General features: G+C 66.5%; 19 protein-coding genes. 12 read left to right on the top strand and 7 right to left on the bottom strand.

The genetic code is table 11. The features are described from left to right. Positions 1–67: 67 nt before the first annotated feature. Together VN461_13785 and msrP are read right to left on the bottom strand one after the other, a co-directional pair. Positions 68–694, bottom strand: a complete 627-nt coding sequence (locus tag VN461_13785) for a protein-methionine-sulfoxide reductase heme-binding subunit MsrQ (GenBank protein HXB55854.1) — start codon at positions 692–694, stop codon at positions 68–70. Positions 695–713: 19 nt separating this feature from the next. After that, on the bottom strand, positions 714–1,643 hold the full coding sequence (gene msrP, locus VN461_13790) for a protein-methionine-sulfoxide reductase catalytic subunit MsrP (GenBank protein HXB55855.1): 930 nt from the start codon (positions 1,641–1,643) through the stop codon (positions 714–716). A gap of 129 nt (positions 1,644–1,772) precedes the next feature. On the opposite strand from msrP, the gene VN461_13795 reads away from it, so the two are divergent. Further along, positions 1,773–2,075 (top strand): antibiotic biosynthesis monooxygenase, encoded by a 303-nt coding sequence (locus tag VN461_13795; GenBank protein ID HXB55856.1) that lies wholly within the window; start codon positions 1,773–1,775, stop codon positions 2,073–2,075. 148 nt (positions 2,076–2,223) lie between these two features. On the opposite strand, the gene VN461_13800 is transcribed toward VN461_13795, so the two are convergent. The 3 genes from VN461_13800 to VN461_13810 are packed head-to-tail and all read right to left on the bottom strand — an operon-like array spanning position 2,224 to position 3,964. Then, entirely contained in the window at positions 2,224–2,748 is a 525-nt protein-coding gene (locus tag VN461_13800) for a sigma-70 family RNA polymerase sigma factor (protein HXB55857.1), read from the bottom strand. Further along, on the bottom strand, positions 2,745–3,476 hold the full coding sequence (locus tag VN461_13805; GenBank protein ID HXB55858.1) for a zf-HC2 domain-containing protein: 732 nt from the start codon (positions 3,474–3,476) through the stop codon (positions 2,745–2,747). Before VN461_13805 ends, VN461_13800 begins: the two co-directional genes overlap by 4 nt. Continuing rightward, positions 3,473–3,964 (bottom strand): sigma-70 family RNA polymerase sigma factor, encoded by a 492-nt coding sequence (locus tag VN461_13810; protein ID HXB55859.1) that lies wholly within the window; start codon positions 3,962–3,964, stop codon positions 3,473–3,475. Before VN461_13810 ends, VN461_13805 begins: the two co-directional genes overlap by 4 nt. A gap of 843 nt (positions 3,965–4,807) precedes the next feature. Here VN461_13810 and VN461_13815 point away from each other — a divergent pair. The 3 genes from VN461_13815 to VN461_13825 all read left to right on the top strand — a co-directional run bounded on the left by VN461_13815 (position 4,808) and on the right by VN461_13825 (position 8,051). Then, positions 4,808–6,088 carry a phosphatase PAP2 family protein gene (locus VN461_13815; protein HXB55860.1) on the top strand — a complete coding sequence of 427 codons (1,281 nt, stop codon included), beginning with the start codon at positions 4,808–4,810 and terminating at the stop codon, positions 6,086–6,088. A 417-nt stretch (positions 6,089–6,505) separates the two neighbouring features. Continuing rightward, positions 6,506–6,928, top strand: coding sequence for a hypothetical protein (locus VN461_13820; GenBank protein ID HXB55861.1), 423 nt, complete (start codon positions 6,506–6,508; stop codon positions 6,926–6,928). 52 nt (positions 6,929–6,980) lie between these two features. After that, positions 6,981–8,051 carry a 3-oxoacyl-[acyl-carrier-protein] synthase III C-terminal domain-containing protein gene (locus VN461_13825; GenBank protein HXB55862.1) on the top strand — a complete coding sequence of 357 codons (1,071 nt, stop codon included), beginning with the start codon at positions 6,981–6,983 and terminating at the stop codon, positions 8,049–8,051. Between the two features lie 142 nt (positions 8,052–8,193). On the opposite strand, the gene VN461_13830 is transcribed toward VN461_13825, so the two are convergent. Further along, positions 8,194–9,102, bottom strand: a complete 909-nt coding sequence (locus VN461_13830) for a hydrogen peroxide-inducible genes activator (GenBank protein HXB55863.1) — start codon at positions 9,100–9,102, stop codon at positions 8,194–8,196. Positions 9,103–9,355: 253 nt separating this feature from the next. On the opposite strand from VN461_13830, the gene katG reads away from it, so the two are divergent. From katG to VN461_13845, 3 genes are all read left to right on the top strand, one after another. After that, a complete protein-coding gene (gene katG / locus VN461_13835; GenBank protein HXB55864.1) occupies positions 9,356–11,545 on the top strand; it encodes a catalase/peroxidase HPI in 2,190 nt (729 codons plus the stop codon). A 206-nt stretch (positions 11,546–11,751) separates the two neighbouring features. Further along, positions 11,752–12,774, top strand: coding sequence for an alcohol dehydrogenase (locus tag VN461_13840; protein ID HXB55865.1), 1,023 nt, complete (start codon positions 11,752–11,754; stop codon positions 12,772–12,774). A 145-nt stretch (positions 12,775–12,919) separates the two neighbouring features. After that, entirely contained in the window at positions 12,920–14,020 is a 1,101-nt protein-coding gene (locus VN461_13845) for a hypothetical protein (GenBank protein ID HXB55866.1), read from the top strand. Here the strand turns inward: VN461_13845 and VN461_13850 are convergent. Then, positions 14,017–14,787, bottom strand: coding sequence for a hypothetical protein (locus VN461_13850; GenBank protein HXB55867.1), 771 nt, complete (start codon positions 14,785–14,787; stop codon positions 14,017–14,019). The genes VN461_13845 and VN461_13850 overlap by 4 nt on opposite strands. 130 nt (positions 14,788–14,917) lie before the next feature. Here VN461_13850 and VN461_13855 point away from each other — a divergent pair, with 130 nt between their 5' ends. From VN461_13855 to infB, 5 genes are all read left to right on the top strand, one after another. Continuing rightward, positions 14,918–15,187, top strand: coding sequence for a hypothetical protein (locus VN461_13855; protein HXB55868.1), 270 nt, complete (start codon positions 14,918–14,920; stop codon positions 15,185–15,187). A gap of 92 nt (positions 15,188–15,279) precedes the next feature. After that, positions 15,280–16,596 carry a 30S ribosomal protein S12 methylthiotransferase RimO gene (gene rimO / locus VN461_13860; GenBank protein ID HXB55869.1) on the top strand — a complete coding sequence of 439 codons (1,317 nt, stop codon included), beginning with the start codon at positions 15,280–15,282 and terminating at the stop codon, positions 16,594–16,596. Between the two features lie 106 nt (positions 16,597–16,702). After that, positions 16,703–17,176 carry a ribosome maturation factor RimP gene (gene rimP, locus VN461_13865; GenBank protein ID HXB55870.1) on the top strand — a complete coding sequence of 158 codons (474 nt, stop codon included), beginning with the start codon at positions 16,703–16,705 and terminating at the stop codon, positions 17,174–17,176. A 120-nt stretch (positions 17,177–17,296) separates the two neighbouring features. Further along, positions 17,297–18,832 (top strand): transcription termination factor NusA, encoded by a 1,536-nt coding sequence (nusA, locus tag VN461_13870; protein HXB55871.1) that lies wholly within the window; start codon positions 17,297–17,299, stop codon positions 18,830–18,832. Further along, positions 18,819–21,578 carry a translation initiation factor IF-2 gene (gene infB, locus VN461_13875; protein ID HXB55872.1) on the top strand — a complete coding sequence of 920 codons (2,760 nt, stop codon included), beginning with the start codon at positions 18,819–18,821 and terminating at the stop codon, positions 21,576–21,578. Before nusA ends, infB begins: the two co-directional genes overlap by 14 nt. The last annotated feature ends 60 nt before the right edge of the window (positions 21,579–21,638 follow it).

Raw genomic sequence — 21,638 nt, forward strand, 5'->3', positions numbered from 1 at the left:
AGGAAGAGCAATATTCCGGGCCGCTCGGTGCGTGAACAGAGTGAAGGCAAGGCTTCCCGGCCGGCCGCTAGGGTCCTGCGGTCCCCTCGCTCAACGCGCCTCCCGCCGCGGCCCTTGATCGCGGTATTCGAGGCGAGAAAAGGCGCACCGCGAAGAGCCCGGCGAGCACGACGCCAAAGATCGTCGGCTGCAGAAGATCCGCCTTCACCCGCCACACGAAGTGAATCACGCCGCACACTGCCGCGAGGTATGACAATCGGTGCACACGTTTCCATCGCACGAACCCCAGGCGCCGCACCCAGCGGTCCGTGGACGTGATCGCGAGAGGCACCAGGAGGAGGAAGGCCAATAGGCCGATCGTGATGAACTTGCGCTTCACGATGTCCGCGGCGATGGCGGGCAAATCGAAGAATTGGTCGACGGCGACGTAGGTGGTCAAATGGAACGACGCGTAGAAGAACGCGAAGAGGCCGGCCATGCGCCGGAAGCGCACGGGTGAGGACCACCCGAAGAGCATCTTGAGTGGAGTAGCGGCCAGCGACAACAGGAGAAAAAACAGGGCCCAGAACCCGAGGCGATTCATGAGGTTGGCGATCGGGTTCGCGCCCAATCGACCGCCGAGGCCCTCAATCCCCATGAGGGCAAGGGGTAGACAGAAGCCCGCGAATACCGCCGAGCGCACGAGCCGGTTCATCGGCGGGCCAGGCTCGTCCTCAGTAGGACCTCCTCAAGTCCATCCCCTCGTAGAGACGCGCAACCTGGTCCGCGTAACCATTGAACGGCAGCGTCTTCCGCTTGAAGAATTCGCCGATACGGCGCTCCTTGGCCTGGCTCCAACGAGGATGATCTACCTCGGGATTGACGTTCGCGTAGAAGCCGTATTCGTTGGGGGCCATGCGGTTCCACGTCGTCGGAGGCTCTTTCTCGACGAACCGCACTTTCGTTATGGCCTTGATCCCCTTGAAGCCGTACTTCCACGGCACGACCAACCGCAGCGGGGCCCCATTCTGGTTAGGAAGGACGCGCCCGTACAACCCGACCGCCAAAAGCGTCAGCGGGTGCGTGGCCTCGTCGAGGCGCAGGCCCTCGACGTATGGCCAGTCCAGCACAGGCCGCCGCTGTCCCGGCATCATCGTGGGATCCAGCCGACTCGTGAAGGCGACGTACCTCGCACGCTGAGTCGGCTCGAGCTTGCGGATGATATCTCCGAGGGGGAGGCCTACCCAGGGGATGACCATGGACCAGGCTTCGACGCATCGCATGCGGTAGACTCGCTCCTCAAGAGGGAACCACTTCAGGAGCTCGTCGACCTCGACTGACTGGGGATTCTTGATCTCTCCCTCGAACGCGATCTTCCAAGGGCGGGTCGGGAACGCCGAGGCATTAGCCGCCGGATCGGTCTTGTCCGTGCCGAACTCGTAGTAGTTGTTGTAGTGCGTGATGTCTTCGAAGGAATTCTGACGCTCATCGGTGCTGAAGGGCCCCTTCTTAAGGTTGGGCAGCGGGGGCAGCGACGGTCCGCCGTCCGACCGCGCAGACCGCGCTAACGACAGCGACATCGCCGCTCCACCGACGACGCCCCCCGCTCCGAGGGCCAGGAACTCGCGACGCCGGAGGTACAACGGCAGAGGAGTGACTTTCATAGCTCCCACGCAAGGCAGGCTCTGAAGTGGGTCCTTTCGAGAATGGCAGGGGGTGAAGCCGCTCGACATCGCGCCCCCAACCTCCTACCATTATTTTCGACCCTATGTAGGTCGAAAGGAAGGTCCATCATGGTTCGTGTTGGCATTCTTGCGCAGCTGCAGGCCAAGCCTGGGAAAGAGGCCGAGGTGGCGAAGTTCCTCGCGGGCGCTCTTTCCCTTGCCAATGAAGAGCGCGGCACCACCGTGTGGTTCGCCATTCGCCTCGGGCCAGCCACCTTCGGCATCTTCGACGCGTTTCCGGACGAGGCCGGGCGCGAGGCCCACCTGAAGGGTCCGATCGCCGCGGCGCTCATGGCAAGAGCAGGCGAACTACTCGCCGCGCCGCCGAAGATCGAGAAGGTGGACGTCCTGGCCGCCAAAATCCCTGGCTGACGGGCTTTCGCCGCCGCGGGGAGTTCGCGGTCCATGGTCCCTGCGAAGCTGGGATTGCCTCGTGAACCCTTGTGAGGCCCCTGAAAACCGGACTTGAACCCAAGGCGATCCCAAGGCCTCGCGGCCTCGCCCCCCCTACAGCTGACGTTCATGGGAAGGACCTTAGCCTGTCGCGCAGCAAGTGCATGGCGGTGCGTATCCGCGTTTTGATTGTGCCCAAGGGCGCGCCGAGCTTCCGGGCGATCTCGGAGTGGCTCAGTCCTTCGTAATAGGCGAGCTCTAACGCTCTCCGCTGGTCCGGCGAGACCACGTCCAAGGCATTCCGCACCGCGATCTCTTCTTCGCTCCGGGGCCACTCGCCGATACCAAGAAGCGGATCCCCCAGTTCCTCGCGGCGCACCACGCGCCGTCTCAAGCGGTCGATGGCGCGGGTGCGGGCGATTGTGCACAGCCACGCCTGGGGCGATCCCCGCGAAGGATTGAAGCGCGCGGCCTGGCTCCAGACTTGGACGAACACGTCCTGGACCACGTCCTCGGCCTCGGAGCTGTCCCGGAGGATCCTCAGCGCCAGGCGCTTTACGACGCTCGCATAGCGGTCGTAGAGCTCGGCCAGGGCGTGACCGTCGCCGTCGGCCAACTGATGGAGAATCTCCTCGGCTCCGTCGGAGGTCAATGGCTGTCACCCGCAATCACCAGGGTCGCCATCCTGGTCGCGAAGAGCCGCTGGAACGTCTCCACTTGGGCCGGGTTCTCGCTGACCAGGGCCAGGGTCGAGTCATTCATGGTGAGCATGCCAACTCTGGTGCCGCGCGTCGTCGCGACAAAAGAGCCCTTGAGGCGGAGCCGGCGAGGAATCAAGAACACGGACAGCTGACCTTCCGCCGACGAGTAGTAGACGTGCGGCACAAGAGTGGCATCGGGAAACGGACAGTAGCGAGCACCGAGGAGTTGGAGTCCCCCAGCGCCCACCGGCAGTGGCGGCATCGCCGTGCCCTGTCTCTCAAACCATGCGCTCACGGTAGCGGGGTCGTTGCTCCACACCTGGGCCGGGAGCCTCTTCTGGCCGAAACAATGCGCGTGGTCGCGAGAGGCCTCCCAGGCCACCACGGTAGGGCTGCCTCGGCCGAGCAGCGCGAGGGCCGTGAGGCCCGCGGCCAAGGGCACGAGCCACAGCCCGCGTCGCCGCCGAGACGACCGAATGCGCTGCCGCACCTCGCCTTCTAAGGCTGGCCGCGGCTCTGGCGCCGGCAGGCCCTTGAGGCGCGCTCGTAACTCCCGCTCCGCTTCTGCCTGTTCACGGCACGCCGGACAGTCCGCGAGGTGCGCCTCCATGCGGGCGAGGTCAGCACCATAGAGGAACCGGTCGACGTAGGCGGTAACGCTCTCAGGGTCGCAAGTCACGCTTGTCTGCTTCCCAAGGCCTGCCGCAAGAGCGCTCGCCCGCGGTGGATCCGAGACATTACCGTGCCTATCGGCACCTCAAGGATCTGAGCAATCTCCTCATAAGAAAACTCGTCGATATCCCGCAGAAGGACCGCCACCCGAAAGGACTCGGGGAGCCGCGCCAGGGCCGGGGCGACGTCCTCACGCTCGCTGCCCAGGTCGTCCTGGGCCGGAGGAGCAGCGAGCGTGTCTTCGAGCAGTTCGACCGCCTCCGGCCTGCGGGCCAAACGGCGGACGGCATCGGTCCGCACTCGATGGAGGATCGTGTAGAGCCACGCGCGGATATTTGTGCCGGGCGTGTAGCGGTCGAATGACCGGTAGGCGCGCAGGTACGTCTCCTGCACGAGGTCCTCGGCGTCGTGAGCGTTACGCGTCATGCGGTAGGCGGTCCTGTAAAGAACCTTCAGGTGAGGGAGCGCCTCGGCCTCGAATCTCTCTTGACTCACTCGTGCGGGGCGGTCCCTGTAAGCTGAAACGCCGCCTACCGCCTCCTTATTCCCCGCCCCCCTTTGGGGACGCTGGATTTTGGCACAACTCTTTCTTGGGATTGGCGGCACGGGGACGCGCGTTAGCGGATACGGCGCCCAGCTGAAACGCGGTGGGTTGCCTTACGGGCAGGTGTCGCCAACTTGTTGATTCATCGGGAGCAGGTTGCTCCCACCCGCCTTCCAGTTGAGTGGGTACGAACGGGCCTTGTTTCATGAAATTCAGGGACGTGGAGCCCGTGGCAAGGCCGAGTTGCTGCCACCCCGAATGCGCCCGGGCGGAAAGACCTAAGAGTCATTGCAAGGGGCAAAGCCGGAAGGTCACCACAACCAGTCCAAGACTGCGCTCGTGGCGATAGCGGTCGTTGGCGAAGTCCAGCCGCCGTGCCGTCTTGTAGTTCGAGCCAGAGTGGCTGTAGCCGGCACGAATGGTTCGCTCCACCAGGAGGCGCGGACGAACTCCGAGTCGACCTGTCCTCGGTCCGGTCTGCCGCCCTTGAGAAGATCCAAGGAAGAGACCCCCGCGCGCTGGCGGCCGCAAGTCAACGCTCTGAACGATCCCCGAGCGCGACATTGTCTCGTCGCTCTCCTCACTGACACGACCGATGGCGCGGGTTGTCTATTCCCTACCGCATGGGGTGGCATTCGCCGCCCGGCCCTGCCATCAGGTTCGTGATCGCGGCGGCCCGGGAATATTCACTTCGGTTCCTCGGTCTGGATACGCAAGGGGCGCGGGTGACGAAACGGATCGTCACCAGACCAGCTCTGCAGCTGTCGCGCCATAAGGAGAGGGGATAGTCCTCGATGAGAAGGATGCTGGCCGTCCTTGGGTTCGCCGGTATCGCGGTCCTTGCCAACGAGTCCGCGGCGCAGTCGGTCAACCCCGTTCTACTTTGGAACGGAACGCTACTCATGATCGTCCGCACGCCGGGCGCACAGCCGGCAACGATTCACCCGACCCGCAGCCTTGCGATCATGCACGCCGCTATCTACGACGCGGTGAACGCCATCGACAAGGGACACCGCCCTTACGCGATTGAGCTGACGGGGGTTTCACGATTCGCTTCGCAGGATGCAGCCGTGGCTACGGCCGCGCATGAAGTCCTGGTCACCCTTTATCCGCAGCTCCAGGGGATGCTTGACCTCGAGCTTCAACAGTCGCTGGCAGCCATACCGGAAGACGAGCACAAGGCCGAGGGAATCAGCGTAGGCCAGACCGTTGCTGGCCGCATACTGAAGCTGCGGAGCCAGGACGGGTCCGGGGCTCGGCCGCGCCCGTACGTATTTGGCGACAAACCCGGCGATTACCAATCAACGCCTCCGAATTTTCCCCCGCAGCCTCAATTCACGCATTGGAGCGGCGTGACGCCGTTTGCGCTCGCGCGTGCCGATCAGTTTCGTCCCGGCCCTCCGCCCGCCCTCTCCAGCCACCAGTACAGCCGCGCGGTCAACGAGGTGCAGGTATTCGGGGTCGCCGCCAGCACCGCCGCTTCACCGGACCAGGCCCTGACGGGTCGCTTCTGGAATGGTGCCATCCAGAACTACTGGAACGAGATCGCACAGACCGCGAGCCTCGTACACGGACTCACGACTGCGCAGAACGCGCGCCTGTTTGCACAGCTAAACCTGACCTTCGCGGATGCCGTGATTGCCTTCTACGACGCGAAATACACCTACAACTTCTGGCGGCCGGTCACGGCGATCCGCGCTGGTTCGGACAACAACCCCGACACCATCGCCGATCCGAACTGGCTTCCGGAAGTCGTCAAGACGCCCCCGGATCCTTCTTACCCTGGCGCGCACGCGGTCATCAGCGCGGCCGGCGAAGTAGTACTGAATGAGTTCTTCGAGAAGGATCACTTCGACTTTGCCGTCACCTCTGAGGTTCTGCCGTCGGTCCAGCGCTCATTCGACAGCTTCGCCGCCGCCGCGAAAGAAGCCTCGTTCAGTCGTATCTTCGCGGGTGTTCATTTCCGCTTCGACCTCACCACCGGGCGACGGCTAGGCCGCGACGTCGCACACTTCGTCGTTCAGAACTTCCTGACGCCGCTGCGCCGCGACGACGACGGCGACGCTGACCGTTGAGCGTTGAGGGCAGGTCCGGCCCGATCGAAGAGGGTAAGCTCATCCGGCTCGCTCGAGGCTCCCTCTCAGAGTGGGTCGGTCGTTGCGGCGGTGGCGGCAGACCTCAACACATTCAAAAAGGCCTCCGAGCCTGGCGCACCATCGCCGTTGCCAGAGTCCGAGCGGGGGCGGCGATGGGCGCCATCACGGTGGTCGCGGGATGCGCCCTCGCCTCAACCCCCGGCCCTCGAGCCCACCCGATTGCTGACGTGGCCCAGGTGGACAGGGATTGCCGTTGCCTCGATCGGCGCGGCGGTGAACTCTGGCCGTCTGGAGGGGACGCTCGGCGGGGTCGTTGACCTCCCACATCCGTAAAGGGATGCGCAGTTCGCGGTCGCGGCAAGGCGAGCCGAACAACAAACAAGAAGGGAGACACGGATGCGTGGTTTTGTGATGGTTGGTGCGGTGGTCGCAGTCGGCCTGGGCATGTGGGGCTGCGGCGGGGGCTATTCCAGCGGAAGCAGCGGGAACCCGAACAGTCCGACGCCGTCGACCGCGGCCGGCGTCGTGACGGTCAACGTGGTCGCGGTCAACGGCGCACAGTCATTCTCACCGAATCCGGCGACGTTGCCGGCAGGTCAGATGATCGTGTGGCACAACGTCGACAACGTGACTCACCGCGTCTTGCTGAACGATGGCTCGGTGGACACGGGTGATCTCCTCCCCGGAGCCTCGAGTCGACCCATGCCAGTCGAAGGCGGTGGTGGCCCCTATCACTGCGCAATCCATCCCGTCATGGTCGGAAGCATCAATCAAAGCGCGGGTTTACAGCAGCCCTGCACGGGAGCGTATTGCCAGTGAACGTCGAGTTCGCGGCAGCCATTCGCCATATTCTCGGCCGCTCCTGAGGCTCATGACGACGCTCCTATCCATTGAACGGTTTCTACCGCCTTACCGCTACACCCAGGACGTCGTCACGCACTGGGTGCGCTCGTGGCTCGAGGAGAAGGACGACGCCAACGCCACCCGCCTGCTCTCGGTATACGCCTCGGCGGGGGTCAAGACCCGCGCCAGTGTCGTCCCCATCGAGGAGGTCTTCCGCCCCGGGGACTTCGAGACGCAGAACGACCGCTACAACGCAATCATCCGCGACACCGGGATCGAGCTCGCGCGGCGGGCCCTAGGCTCGGCGGGCCTCGGGCCGCGCGAGATCACTCTGGTCGTCACAGTCTCGTGCACCGGCTTCATGATCCCTGCCGTCGACGCCTACGTGGCCGACGCCCTGAGCATGGGGCCGCGCCTGGTGCGGTTGCCGATCACCGAGAGCGGTTGCGCTGGCGGCGTCGTCGCTTTGGCCCGCGCTGCCGACTACCTCACCGCGCATCCACGCGAAGCGGCGTTGGTCCTCGCCCTGGAGTTCTCGAGCCTCACCTTCCAGCGCTGGGACCGCTCGGCCACCAACGTCGTCTCGACGGCCATCTTCGGCGACGGGGGTGCGGCGGTGGTTCTGGTGGGTCCCGAGCACCCCCGGGCCCGCGGCGGAGCCCTGGCTCGTCTTACCGAGGCCGACAGCGTCTTCTTCCCGAAGACGACCCACTTGATGGGCTTCCACCTGCGCAACCAGGGATTCCAGATCATCCTCGACCGCGGCCTGGCGCCCTTCGTCCGCCGTGAGATCGTGCGGTCCGTCGAGGGGTTCCTCGCCCCACGGGGCCTGGGCCGTCGTGACATCGCGCGCTGGATCCTGCACCCGGGGGGGAGGCGCATCATCGAGGTCATGACCGAGCAGCTCGGCCTCGGCCCCGAGGACCTCTCGCCCACCGAGGCAGTCCTCTCGGAGCACGGGAATATGAGTTCGGTCACGGTGTTCTTCGTCCTCGAGGAGATCATGCGGCGGCACCGGCCCCGGGCGGGTGCCCGTGGCCTCCTGGGGGCCTTCGGTCCAGGATTTGGCGCGGAGCTCGCGCTGCTGGAGTTCTGCTGAACCGATGACCCCGCCGCGCGAGCTCGCGCGGGATCGCGACCTACAGCTGTGAATCGCCCACGTACAAGTCACTAACCGCTATCGCGCTGGGTACGTGAAGCCTGGGTAGTCGATCGTGGATCGGGCGGTCGGCCGTCACTCGTCACCCTCGTGGCGGCCGCCAGTGCTGAATGACGAAGTCGGCGAGGAGGTCCGCGTCCCGGCGGCGGGACGAGGTGTGCCGCGCGACCAGCGCGAGCGTGCGAGACGGCGCAGGCCGTGCGAACGGGCGCGCCACGAGCCGGGTGCCCTTGAGTATGCCCGCCTCCAGCGTGATCGCGGGGAGCAGCGTCACGCCCCATCCGCCTTCGATCATCTGGATCAGCGTGGTCAGACTTGTGGCCTCGACGCGGGGCTCCCACGTGCGGCGCGGCCCGCACGCGGCGATCGCGTGGTCGCGCAGGCAGTGCCCTTCCTCCAGCAGCAGCATGTCGCCGGTGTCGATCTCCCGCATCGCGACCTCCTTGTCGCGGGCGGCGGGCGAATCCTTGCGCGCCACGAACCAGAACTCGTCCTTGAAGACCTCGCGCACGTAGAGGTCGCCGGTGTCGAAAGGCAGCGCGATCAGCGCTACGTCGAGGCTGCCCGCGCGCAGCCGCTCGAGCAGGCGCTCCGTGAGATCTTCCCGAAGGTGCAGCTTCAGCTCCTTGTGCGCGCGCCGCAGGGCCGGAAGCACGCTCGGCAGCAGGAAGGGCGCGATGGTTGGAATCGCGCCGAGGCGAAGGAGGCCGGACAGGGGCCGCGCCGCGGAGCGGGCCGTCTCCGCCAGGTCGGTCGCGGCGGCCAGCAGGTCGCGCGCGCGCGCGGCGATTTCCCCACCCACCGCGGTCAACTGCACGTGGCGCTGGTCGCGCTCGACGAGCTGCACGCCCAGCAGCGTCTCGAGCTCCTTAAGTCCCGCCGACAGCGTGGACTGCGTGACGAACTGCGCTTCGGCAGCGACGCGGAAGTTCAGGCGGTGGGACAGCTCGACGAGGTAGGCGAGCTGGCGCAGGGTGGGCAACGCGGGCATCACGCGCTCCGCGCCCAGGAGAAAGCCCGAAGACGGAAGGCAGAAGGCATGGCCCGCTCCGCGGAACCCCTTTCAGTGGTCACATGGCACCCCTCGGGCGCGATCGACCAGCTCGATCATTGTAATCACAATTAGTCGTTGGATCGATCACGAGGCCTGCGTCACACTGGTGAGGTGGGAGACCAGTTAATCGGTCCCGATCTGTCCGCGGCGTAAGGCAAGTAGTCCCCTCAGAAAGTGGAAGGAGCTCACCATGACTAACGAGAAGAACGAAGCAAAGTGCCCGTTCAATCATGCCGCCGGCGGCGGCCCATCGAACCGTGACTGGTGGCCGAAGCAACTCCGGCTGAATATCCTGAGCCAACATTCCTCCCTCTCCAATCCAATGGGCGAGAGCTTCAACTACGTGACAGAGTTCAAGAGCCTCGATCTGAAGGCGGTGAAGAAGGACCTGCGCGCACTGATGACCGACTCGCAGGAATGGTGGCCGGCGGACTTCGGGCACTATGGGCCGTTGTTCATCCGCATGGCATGGCACAGCGCCGGCACGTATCGCACCGGTGACGGTCGCGGCGGCGCCGGAGCCGGTCAGCAGCGCTTCGCGCCCATCAACAGCTGGCCGGACAACGTCAGCCTCGACAAGGCGCGCCGGCTGCTCTGGCCGATCAAGCAGAAGTATGGCCGGAAGATCTCATGGGGCGACCTCATGATCCTTGCCGGCAACGTCGCCCTGGAATCGATGGGATTCAAGACGTTCGGCTTTGGCGGCGGGCGCGTGGACGCCTGGGAGCCGCAGGAGGACGTTTACTGGGGCTCAGAGAACAAGTGGCTGGACGACAAGCGCTACTCCGGAGACCGGGTTCTCGAGAATCCGCTGGCTGCGGTCCAGATGGGCCTGATCTATGTCAACCCGGAAGGCCCGAACGGGAAACCGGATCCGATCGCGGCGGCCAAGGACATCCGCGAGACTTTTGCTCGCATGGCGATGAACGACGAAGAGACGGTGGCGCTCATAGCTGGAGGTCACAGCTTCGGCAAGACCCACGGCGCCGGCCCTGCTTCTCATATGGGTCCCGAGCCGGAAGCGGCCCGCATCGAGGAGCAGGGCCTCGGCTGGAAGAGCAGCTATGGCACAGGCAAAGGCGGTGATGCGATCACCAGCGGCCTGGAAGTCACCTGGACCTCGACGCCGACGAAGTGGAGCAACGACTACTTCCGGAACCTGTTCGGCTATGAATGGGAGCTGACGAAGAGCCCGGCGGGTGCGCATCAGTGGAAGCCGAAAGGTGACGCGGGCGCCGGAACCGTGCCCCATGCCCACGACCCGTCGAAGCGTATCGGGCCTTCCATGCTGACCACGGACCTCTCGCTGCGCTTCGACCCGGCCTACGAAAAGATCTCGAGGCGCTTCTACGAGAATCCGGATCAGCTCGCGGACGCCTTCGCCCGTGCTTGGTTCAAGCTGACGCACCGCGACATGGGTCCTCGCGCACGTTATCTCGGCCCGGAGGTGCCTGCCGAAGAGCTAATCTGGCAGGACCCGATTCCCGCGGTCAATCACAAGTTGATCGATGAGAAGGACATTGCCTCCCTCAAGAACAAGATCCTGTCTTCAGGGTTTTCGGTCTCGCAACTAGTTTCGACCGCCTGGGCGTCGGCGTCCACCTTCCGTGGTTCCGACAAGCGCGGCGGCGCGAACGGCGCGCGCATTCGCCTCGCACCCCAGAAGGATTGGCCTGTCAACCGCCCGGCCGAACTGGCGAAAGTGCTCAAGATGCTGGAGGGTATCCAGAGCGAGTTCAACAAGGCGGCCTCTGGCGGGAAGAAGGTCTCGCTCGCCGACCTGATCGTTCTGGCTGGTTGCGTGGGGGTCGAGCAAGCGGTGAAGAAGGCTGGTCACGACGTGAAGGTTCTGTTCACGCCAGGACGCATGGACGCCTCGCAGGAGCTGACCGATGCGGACTCGTTCGCCGTGCTCGAACCTATCGCGGATGGCTTCCGCAACTTCCTCAGAAGCAAGTACACCGTGCCGGCGGAGGCTCTGCTGGTCGACCGGGCGCAGCTGCTGACGCTGACGGCGCCGGAGATGACGGTTCTCGTTGGCGGGATGCGCGTTCTGAATGCCAACTTCGGAGAGTCCCAGCACGGTGTCTTCACCAAGCGGCCGGAGGCGCTGACCAACGACTTCTTCGTCAACCTGCTCGACATGGACACGGAGTGGAAGGCGGTATCGGACGCCCAGGACGTGTTCGAAGGGCGCGATCGCAAGACGGGCGAACTGAAATGGACCGGCACGCGTGTCGATCTCATCTTCGGTTCCAACTCTCAGCTGCGGGCCCTGGCCGAGGTCTACGGAAGTTCGGACGCGCAGGCGAAGTTTGTCCAAGACTTTCTAGCCGCGTGGAACAAGGTGATGAACCTTGACCGTTTTGACGTCGCCTAGACTTGGGTGATTTGCTCGACAGCCATCGGGGCATGAACAGAGTCGCTTCGCCAATCGAATGCTGGACGCAGGCCGGGACCATGATACGGCGGTTGGCCGCCATGACCACATTACAGATAAGGAGAGAGGTGACCGCCATTTTGCTCGCCGGGGTGGACTTGTTCGGAGGCCTGCCAACTCGAGGATAATGGCCACAAGGGGGACTCATGCCGAAAATGCGCGCCGCCCGGGTCCGCGATGCGAAGGGACCGTTCGAGCTCATCGAGCGCGAGATTCCCGAGCCCGATGCCGGGCAGGTGAGGATGAAGGTCCAGGCTTCCGGCATTTGCCACAGCGATTCCTTGACCAAGGAGGGACTGTGGCCGGGCATTCAGTACCCGCGCGTGCCGGGACACGAGGTCGCCGGAGTCATCGACGCCGTCGGTCGTTCGGTCCCCGTGTGGAAGGTCGGCGACCGGGTAGGAGTGGGCTGGCACGGTGGGCACTGCGGCTACTGTGAGTCCTGCCGGCGTGGGGACTTCGTGACCTGCCGCGTGGCTCCCCAGATCCCCGGCATCACCTACGATGGAGGCCACGCGGACTACATGATCGCCCCTGCCGTCGCCCTGGCGCGGATTCCGGATGGCCTCTCGGCCGCTGACGCGGGGCCGCTGATGTGCGCGGGGATCACGACCTACAACTCGCTGCGCCATGCCGGCGCCCGCCCTGGCGATCTGGTGGGGGTCCTTGGGATCGGAGGCCTCGGCCATTTGGGCGTCCAGTTCGCGGCCAAGATGGGGTTTCGCACCGTCGCCATCGCCCGGGGGAAGGACAAGGAGGCTCTGGCGCGGAAGCTCGGGGCGCAGCACTACATCGACAGCCAGACCCAGGACCCGGCCCAGGAACTGACCCGGCTGGGCGGCGCCCGCGTCGTCCTCGCCACCGTGACCTCCGGCAAGGCCATGACCGCGGTTCTGGGAGGCCTCGGCATTGACGGCAAGCTCATCGTCCTGGGTGCCGCTCACGAGCCGCTTGAGGTCTCCGCCCTCCTGCTCCTTGGCGGGCGGCGGTCGATCGTGGGCTGGCCTTCGGGCACCGCCGCCGATTCGCAGGACACGATGGACTTCAGCGCGCTCGCCGGAGTGCGGTCCATGAACGAGGTGTTTCCGCTGGAGCGCGCGGCCGAGGCCTACGACCGGATGATGAGCGGCAAGGCCCGTTTCCGTGTCGTCCTTACGACCGGAAACTAGAGGTCGGGCTCCTCCGCGGAAGCAGTAGGCGAGGCAGTCTCGCCAACCGGAGAAAGGGTCCGGCGACCGGGTCTTGCCGGCGGTCCAAAAAAGCAGGCGGCCCCTGCTTTCTCCATCCTGTCTCCGGCCTCACAATCAAGCCGGCATGATCGTCGCTTACGTCTCGGGGCATGGCTTTGGGCATGCGACCAGGGTGGGGGAAGTGCTGCGGGAGGTGCGGCAGCACTCGCCCGGGATTCCCCTCGCCATCGTCACCTCCGGGCCGGAGGCGCTCTACCGGGAGGCGATCCCGGGCCCTTTCGAGTTCCGGGCGCGTGAATGCGACGTCGGCCTCGCTCAGCGGGGCGCCCTCGTGTTCGATACCGGGGCCACGGCGGCCCGATGGAGGCGGTTCGCCGCGAGCTATCCCGGCCGGGTGGAGGCCGAGGCGGCCTGGCTAGGTCGGGTTCGGGCCCAGTTGGTGCTGGGCGACATCCCGCCTCTGGCCTTCGACGCCGCGGCCGCGGCCGGGGTGCCTGGAGTGGGCCTCGCCAACTTCTCCTGGGATTGGGTCTACCGGCATCTCGCCCTTGATGAGCCCGAGCTAGGGGCCGCGGCGTCGGCGGCGGCGTCCGCTTACGGGCGCGCGCACTTGCTGCTCGAGCTCCCTTTCGCCGGCGATCTCTCCGCCTTTCCGCGCCGGGAGGCGATCCCGCTCGTGGCCCGGCGGCCCCGCGCGGATGGGGAGGAGACCCGCGAGCGGCTCGGTCTACCCGAGGGTCCGCTCGTGCTTCTGTCCTTCGGAGGCCTGGGCTTGCCCGGCTTCGACCCGGGAGTGCTGGGCGGGCTCAGCGGGATCCAGTTCCTCATGGAAGCAGGGCCGGGGACGTTCCCCGACAACGTAACCGCGCTGCGAGCGGAGCGCTGGCGAGGTCTCGGGCTGGGGTACCAGGACGTGGTGGCGTCGGCGGACGTGGTCGTGACCAAGCCCGGCTACGGCATCGTCACCGATGCCATCGCGGCCCGGACGCGGCTCGTGTACACGGAGAGGGGGGACTTCCCGGAATACCCCGTTCTGGTCGCGGAGATGCCACGCTACCTGCCCTGCGCGCACGTCAGCAACGCGGATCTGCTGGCCGGGCGCCTGGGGGAGCCGATCCGGTCCGTGCTGGGCCAGCCCTTCCCGGAGCCGCCCCTCTTGGACGGGGCACGGGTGGCGGCCCGCCGGCTATCTGAGTTGGCCTGCGGGCCGCGCGACGCAGGCTAGAGGCCCAGGAAAGCCAGTCCGCTCATCGCGTATTGCTTGATGTCCGCCTCGTACTTGCGGAAGAGGTCCATGTTGGCCTGGGGTACGGCAAGGCCTCCTGCATTCCCCGCGAGCTGCTTCATCACGTCGCCGGCCTGCTTCTGGTCCTCCGCGGAAGGCGCCGCGGGGAGCGAGACTCCGGCCTGCTGGGCCCTCTGCATTGCCTCCTGGGTGGCGTCGCCCGCCTGTTTCAAGGCTTGCTCCATCAGCTGCGCGGGCTGCTGGCCCGTCTCCTTCTGAATCTGAGAAGCCCAGGCCGTCTGGTACACGGCCTGCTGGAGGTAGCGGTACTCGCGGTCGCTCATGCCCGTCCCGGCCAACGCCTTGGCCTGGGCCAGCCGGATGTCGGAGGTGAGGCGGGCGAGCTTGCCGCCGAGTTCCATCACGTCCCCCAGGCCCGGCTGCTTACTGTCCTTCGGGCGGTGCTGGAGCTCGTCGATCTCAGCCTTGTGCTGCTCGTAGACGGCGTAGATCGCCTTGCGCACATCCAGGAACTTGAGCAGGCGGGGCTCGGCGATCACACCGTCCGGAGGGGGGCTGAAGGTGTTGCGGTTGGCCTCCTTCTCGTACTTAGCGATCTCCTGCGCTTTGGCCGTGATGTCGCCCGCGAACTGCTGGGCCTTGCCCTTCACCCAGTAGGCGCCGGCGCCCAGGCCAACGATAACGACCGCTCCGCCCACGAGCACGGCGATTCCACAGCCGATGGCGATCTTGGTTCCAGTGCCCACGTGTTCTCCTTCTTGAAACTGTCCGCGCGAGTATAGCGGTCCCCGCAAACGGTCGCAAAGGGGCGGGGAAAGAGCTATGATGGCCGGTCGCCCGGGAACGACACCTCGAGGACAGGGCGAGGAGGGAACCATGGAACCCACGTGGCATGACGGTCTCAGCCGGACGGCGCTCGTGGAGCTCGTTGAAGGCCTGCTCTTGGCCATGGACAAAGCCGTGCCCCGTCTGGATGCGGTGGCCCACCACCTTTCGCTCATCGCGCAGCAGGGAGAGGACTTCGAGGTCCTGGGTGGCATCAGCGACCAGGTTGCTGACATCGGGGATGAGCTGTACTCGGCCAGTGACCGTGACAAGCTGCGTGAGTGGGGGAACCAGATCGATTCCCCGGAGAAGGCCCACTGAGCCAACCCCGCGACCCCGCGAGCGGGGAGGGGAGCGAGCGCCCATCCGGGGGGGCCCCTGTTCCCGGGCTAGCGTCCGCCCGCGCCACCAAGGTGGGCCTGGTCAGCCTGGGCTGCCCCAAGAATCTGGTGGATGGGGAAGTCATGCTCGGCCGCCTGCGTGCCCGGGGCTACGAGTTGGTTCCGGACGCCCGGGAGGCGGAGGTGATCGTGGTCAACACCTGCGCCTTCATCGAGCGCGCCCGACAGGAATCGGTGGACGCAATCCTGGAAATGGCCCAGCTGAAGGAGAAGGGCAAGGCTCGGCGGCTGGTCGTCACCGGCTGCCTGGCCCAGCGCTACGACGAGGAGCTTCGCCGCGAGATTCCCGAGATCGATGCCACCCTGGGCACGGGGCAGGTGGACGACATCCTGCGCGCCGTGGAGGGCGTACCCACATCCCTAGCCGACGCCCCCGCGGGGTCGCCCGTCTGGATATACGACCACACCACTCCCCGCGTCCTCTCCACCCCCTCCTACCTGGCTTACGTGAAGATCAGCGAGGGGTGCGACTACAACTGCTCGTTCTGCATCATCCCCACCCTGCGCGGTCGGCACCGGAGCCGAACCGTGGAGGACATCGTGGCCGAGGTCCGGTCTCTGGCCGCGAGCGGGGTCAAAGAAGTCGTGCTCGTGGCCCAAGACTCCACCCGCTATGGTCTCGATCTCGGGGTGCGCGACGGTCTTGCCTACCTGCTCAGGCGCCTGGGTAGGATCGATGGCCTGCGCTGGATCCGCATCCTCTACGCTTATCCGGCGACCCTCTCCGACCCCATCCTGGACGCCATCGCTAGCGAGGAGAAGGTGGTCAAGTACGTGGACATCCCCCTGCAGCACGCGAGCGAACCGGTCCTGAAGCGAATGAAACGGCCCACCGGCCGCGGGAACCTGCTCGGCATGGTCGAGCGCATCCGCGCCCGGGTGCCCGGGGTGGCCATACGGACCTCCTTCATCGTGGGGTTCCCGGGGGAGACGGAGTCCGATTTCCAAGGGCTGCTCCGGTTTGTGGAGGAGGGGGAGTTCGAGAGCGTGGGCGTCTTCACCTTCTCCGACGAGGAGGGCACGACGTCTTTCGGCCTGCCCGACCGGGTCCCGCCGCGGGTCAAGGAGAGCCGGCGGCGCCGGCTGATGGCCCGGCAGAAGCGGATTTCGTCCCGGAGGAACCGGAGCCGGTTGGGGGAGCGACTCGAGGTGCTTGTGGAGGGCGTGCATCCCGAGACCGAGTTGCTCCTGCGGGGACGACTGGCCACCCAGGCCCCCGAGATCGACGGACAGGTGCTGATCAACGACGGCACCGCCGAGCCCGGCAACTTCGTGACCTGCGAGATCACCGCGACCCACGCCTACGACCTGGTGGGCCGCATCGTCTAGGGCTTGAATACTCTCTAGCTCTTGGTATAAAGTAAGTTCCAGCTCCGGGTGTTGCACCAGAGTGGGTTCGCCCCACTCTTTTTTTTGGGGCGTCGACGGGGGCGACCTGAGGCAGGAGGAGATGGTCGAGCGGGTCAGGGCGGTCGCCGAGCGGGTGACCGGGGGGCGTGGGTTCGAGCTCACGGAGGTCGAGGTCAAGCGCGACCGGGAGGGGCAGATCGTACGTCTCTACGTGGACAAGGAGGGCGGTATCGGCATCGCGGAACTGCAGTCCGTCTCCGAAGAGGTCTCCGCCATCCTGGATGCGGAGGACCCCATCGCTTCCTCCTACACCCTCGAGGTGTCTTCCCCCGGCCTGGATCGGCCCTTGAAGACGGAGGCCGACTACCGGCGGTTCGCGGGCCGGCTGGCTAGGCTCTCGAGCTACGAGCCGGTGGAGGGCCGGCGTCACTGGACGGGCCGTCTGCTGGCCATAGAGGAGGGCGTGGTGAGCTTGAGCCTGGAGAAGGAGGGCGCCATAGCCCGGATCCCCTTGGCCAAGATCTCCCATGCCCGACTGGAAGTGGAATTTCCGAGATGAGCCATGGCCACCGAGAGCGGCCGGCCACGGGCTGTGGGAGACGCGGGCTTCGTCCCCGGCGCGGACTCGGGGGGTCCGGGGGGTACGCCACCGCGTCCCCGGGCGTGAATTGAAGGTCCCATGGCAAATCAGCTGCGACAACAAATCGAGCAGATCAGCCGGGAGAAGAACATCAACCCGGACGTGATCATCGCCGCCATCGAAGACGCCATCCTCACCGCCTCCAAGAAGTACTACAAGAGCGCGGAGGACCTGCGCAGCCGCTTCAACAACGAGAGCGGCGTGATCGAGGTGTTCGCGGTCAAGCAGATCGTGGAAACGGTGGAGGAGCCCGATCTTCAGATCGGCCTGGAGGAAGCGCGGAAGCTGATCCCCGAGGCCGAGGTGGGGCAGGAGATCGAGTTTCCCAAGCCCACCGACATCCTGGGCCGCATCGCCGCCCAGACCGCCAAGCAGGTGATCTTCCAGAAGGTGCGGGAGGCGGAACGGGACAACGTGTTCGCCGAGTACTCGGGCCGTGTCGGCGAGGTCATCAACGGGATCATCAAGCGCCAGGAGATGGGTGACTTCATCGTGGACATGGGCCGGGCGGAGGCGGTGCTCCCCCGCAAGGAGCAGAGCCGGGCCGAGACCTACCAGACGGGGGACCGGGTGCGGGTGGCCATCGTCAAGGTCCTGAAGTCCGCCAAGGGTCCGCAGGTGGTGGTGAGCCGGACGGACCCCGCCCTCCTCATGAAGCTCTTCGAGATGGAGGTGCCGGAGATCTACGACGGCACCGTCCAGATCAAGGGCTGCGTCCGGGAAGCGGGGGAGCGGGCTAAGGTGGCGGTGATCTCCCGCGAGCGGGATGTTGACCCGGTGGGGGCCTGCGTGGGCATGAAGGGAACCCGCGTCCAGTCCATCATCCGGGAGCTGCGGGGCGAGAAGATCGACATCGTGGAGTGGAATGAGGATCCCACCACGTTCGTGATCAACGCCCTCTCGCCCGCCAAGGTGAGCCGGGTCTCCATCCTGGACGAAGAGCAGAAGATCATGGAGGTGGTGGTAGAGGACAAGCAGCTCTCCCTCGCCATCGGCAAGAAGGGTCAAAACGTTCGGCTGGCGGCCAAGATCGTGGGCTGGCGAATCGACATCAAGAGCGAGGAGGAAAAGCGCCAGGAAGTCGAGGCGGAGATGGCGCGCATGGCGCGCATCGTGGACGAGCTACGCAGCTTGGACGGGGTCGGAGAGAAGACCATTCAGAAGCTGATCGATTCGGGGGTGGCCGGCCTCAACCACCTCCTAGAGATGCCGGACGAGGAGCTCACCTCCATCGAAGGCATCGGGCCCAAGACGGCGGAGAAGATCCGCGAGTCCGCGGCGGCGGCCAAGGTCGTGTGGGACGAGCGCGACGCAGCCGCGGAGGCGGAGCGACAGGCGGCCCAGCAGGCGGCGGAGGAAGAGAGCCGTCGGCTGGCGGAAGAACAAGCGGCCCAGGAACAAGCCGCCCAGGAACTGGCGGCCAAGGAACAAGCGGCAGAGGAGCAGGCGGCCCAGGAGGCGGCGGCCGAAGAGCCGCCGGGCTCCGAGGCGGCGGCAACAGCCGCGCCGGAGCCGGAGGTCGCGCCCGCGGGTGAGAGGACGGGTCAGGGAGGGGAGTCGGATGGTCAACGTTAGGGTCTTCCATCTGGCGAGGGATCTGAACCTCTCCAGCCAGGAAGTCATCGAGCGCCTCAAACGCCTCGGGGTCGAGGTGAAGACCGCGTCTAGCTCCGTGGACGAAGACACCGCGGACAAGCTTAAGCGGGCCCTGAAGATCGACGCCCTGACCGCCCGCAAGAAGCGCATTTACGGCAGCGAGGAGGACGAGGCGGAGCGGGAGCTTGAGGAGCGCGAGCGGGCGGCTCGGATCGCCGCCGAACGCGCGGCCCGGGAGCAGGCAGCGGCGGAGGCCAGAGCGGCCGCGGAGGCGCGCAAGGCGGCCAAGGCGCGCGGCCACAAGGCCGAGAAGGAGACGGAGGCGGAGAAGAAGGCCAAAGGGGTGGTCGTGGAGGAGCCCCCGCCCGCCCTGCTCCACGCTCCTGGCGCGCCGCGCCTAGCCCCGAAAACCGCGGCGCCCCCTCTGCTGGAAGAGGAGGCCGAGCTCCCGGAAGCGGAGGAGGAAGCGCCGGTGAGCCCGGCCGCGCCGCCGCCGGCTCCCTCGGCGGCTGTTGCCCCCCCGCCTCCGCCCGTGCGTCCTCCGGTGGTGGCGCCGCGGGTGACCGGCCCCGTCCGCCCCATAGCACCCCCGGGGGCGCCCGCCCCACCCGCCGCCGCTCCCTTGGCGATGGGGGGGGCGGTGGCCACGCGTCCGTCGCCCGTCGGGCCCTTGACTCCCCGCCCGGTTCGCCCCATCGCGCCCCCGCGGCCCATCGGGCCCCATCCCACGAGCCCGCACAGTATCGCCGGCGCGTCGCCCCTCCCCCGCTCGCCCCACCCGGTCGCACCAGGGCGCCCGGGCGTCACCGTGCCCCTGCGGCCCATGTCGCCGATCCCGAGCCGTCCGGCCCCCGCTCCCGCCCCGCGTCCGGTGGGACGACCCGCGCCGAAGCGGCAGGATCGTGACCGCGCCAAGAGCCAGATCGCCCCTCCCGTCCGGGAGGAGCGTCCGGTCTACACGGGGCCGCCCCGGAAGATCACCCTGACCGAAGGGGTGACCGTCAAGGAACTGGGCGAGAAGATGGAGGACGTGAAGTCGCGGGACATCATCAAGACCCTGATCTCGCGCGGCATCATGGCCACCCTCAACCAGACCATCGAGCCCGCCCTGGCCATAGAGATCTGCAAGGAGTTCGGTTACGAGGCCTCCATCCAGTCCTTCGAGGACGAGGTCGTGCAGGTGCAGACGGTGGAGTCGAAGCCGGAGGACCTGGTCCCCCGCGCCCCCGTGATCACGGTCATGGGCCATGTCGACCACGGCAAGACGTCGCTCCTGGACGCCATCCGGGAGACCCGGGTGGCGGCGGGCGAGGCGGGGGGCATCACCCAGCACATCGGGGCCTACCACGTGGACGTGGGCACGCGAAAAGTGGTCTTCCTCGACACCCCCGGCCACGAGGCCTTCACCCTGATGCGGGCCCGCGGGGCCAAGGTCACCGACATAGTGGTGCTGGTGGTGGCCGCGGACGACGGGGTGATGCCGCAGACTGTGGAGGCTCTCGACCACGCCAAGGCGGCGGGTGTCCCCATCGTGGTGGCCGTCAACAAGATCGACAAACCCGAGGCCCAGCCCGACCGGGTGAAGCAGCAACTCTCCGACCGCGGCCTCATGCCCGAGGAGTGGGGGGGCACCACCGTCTTCGTGAACGTGTCCGCCAAGAAGCGACAAAACCTGGACCAGCTCCTGGAGATGCTGCTGCTGGTGGCCGATTTGCAGGAGCTGAAGGCCAACCCCAAGAAGCCGGCGGTGGGGACGGTGCTGGAAGCGCGCCTCGACAAGGGGCGCGGCCCCGTGGCCACCATCCTCGTTCAAGACGGGCACCTCGAGGTGGGGGACACGGTGGTGGCCGGGGCGGTGGCGGGCAAGGTGCGCGCCCTCGTGGACGACCACGGGGACCGGCTCAAGTCCGCGGGCCCGGCTACCCCCGTCGAGGTCCTGGGCCTGGCCGCGCTGCCCGAGCCGGGTGACCAATTCCTGGTGGTGACAGACAACCTGAAGGCGCAGTCCATCGTGGCCTTCCGGCAGCTCAAGCTCCGGGAGAAGGCCATGTCCGCCTCCTCCAAGATCAAGCTGGAGGACCTGGGCCGGGCCATCGCAGAGGGTCAGCTCAAGGAGCTGCCCCTGGTGGTCAAGGCCGACGTCCAGGGTTCGGTGGAGGCGGTCACCGACCAGCTCATGAAGATCCCGCAGGAGAAGATCAAGCTGCGGATCATCCGCTCCGGAGCGGGCGCGATCACGGAGGGCGACGTGCTTCTGGCCGCCGCCTCCAACGCGGTGGTCATTGGTTTCAGCGTGCGTCCGGAGCGCAAGGCCGCCGAAGCCGCGGAGCGGGACAAGGTCGAGGTGCGGCTGTACACCGTGATCTACGACGCGGTGGAGGACATGCGCAAGGCCTTGGAGGGCCTGTTGGAACCCACCCTCCGCGAGGTGCGCCTGGGCTCAGCCGAGGTCCGGGAGGCCTTCCGCATCTCCAAGGTCGGGACGGTGGCGGGCTGCTTCGTGGTGGACGGAAGGGTGAACCGCAACGCGCAGGTCCGCCTGCTGCGCGACAACGTCGTCATCCACACCGGCAAGGTCTCCTCCCTGAAGCGATTCAAGGACGACGCGGCCGAGGTGAAGGCCGGCCTCGAGTGCGGCATCGGGATCGCCAACTACAACGACATCAAACCCGGGGACGTGATCGAGTTCTTCACCACCGAGAAGGTGAAGGAGACCCTGGAGTAGTCCCGGGAAGGGAAGCGAGCGCAGAGGCCCGGAATGCCGCTTTTCGCTCTGCCCGTTCTT

Source organism: Vicinamibacteria bacterium, from assembly GCA_035570235.1.
Taxonomy (GTDB): domain Bacteria; phylum Acidobacteriota; class Vicinamibacteria; order Fen-336; family Fen-336; genus DATMML01.

What these genes read in the sequence shown, in the direction of transcription:
- VN461_13845 (HXB55866.1), top strand. Translation starts at nt 12,920, where the DNA reads ATGATCGTCGCTTACGTCTCGGGGCATGGCTTTGGGCATGCGACCAGG.
- VN461_13795 (HXB55856.1), top strand. Translation starts at nt 1,773, where the DNA reads ATGGTTCGTGTTGGCATTCTTGCGCAGCTGCAGGCCAAGCCTGGGAAA.
- VN461_13825 (HXB55862.1), top strand. Translation starts at nt 6,981, where the DNA reads ATGACGACGCTCCTATCCATTGAACGGTTTCTACCGCCTTACCGCTAC.
- VN461_13815 (HXB55860.1), top strand. Translation starts at nt 4,808, where the DNA reads ATGAGAAGGATGCTGGCCGTCCTTGGGTTCGCCGGTATCGCGGTCCTT.
- VN461_13855 (HXB55868.1), top strand. Translation starts at nt 14,918, where the DNA reads ATGGAACCCACGTGGCATGACGGTCTCAGCCGGACGGCGCTCGTGGAG.
- VN461_13830 (HXB55863.1), bottom strand. Translation starts at nt 9,102, where the DNA reads ATGCCCGCGTTGCCCACCCTGCGCCAGCTCGCCTACCTCGTCGAGCTG.
- VN461_13785 (HXB55854.1), bottom strand. Translation starts at nt 694, where the DNA reads ATGAACCGGCTCGTGCGCTCGGCGGTATTCGCGGGCTTCTGTCTACCC.
- katG (HXB55864.1), top strand. Translation starts at nt 9,356, where the DNA reads ATGACTAACGAGAAGAACGAAGCAAAGTGCCCGTTCAATCATGCCGCC.
- nusA (HXB55871.1), top strand. Translation starts at nt 17,297, where the DNA reads ATGGCAAATCAGCTGCGACAACAAATCGAGCAGATCAGCCGGGAGAAG.
- VN461_13820 (HXB55861.1), top strand. Translation starts at nt 6,506, where the DNA reads ATGCGTGGTTTTGTGATGGTTGGTGCGGTGGTCGCAGTCGGCCTGGGC.
- VN461_13840 (HXB55865.1), top strand. Translation starts at nt 11,752, where the DNA reads ATGCCGAAAATGCGCGCCGCCCGGGTCCGCGATGCGAAGGGACCGTTC.
- infB (HXB55872.1), top strand. Translation starts at nt 18,819, where the DNA reads ATGGTCAACGTTAGGGTCTTCCATCTGGCGAGGGATCTGAACCTCTCC.
- msrP (HXB55855.1), bottom strand. Translation starts at nt 1,643, where the DNA reads ATGAAAGTCACTCCTCTGCCGTTGTACCTCCGGCGTCGCGAGTTCCTG.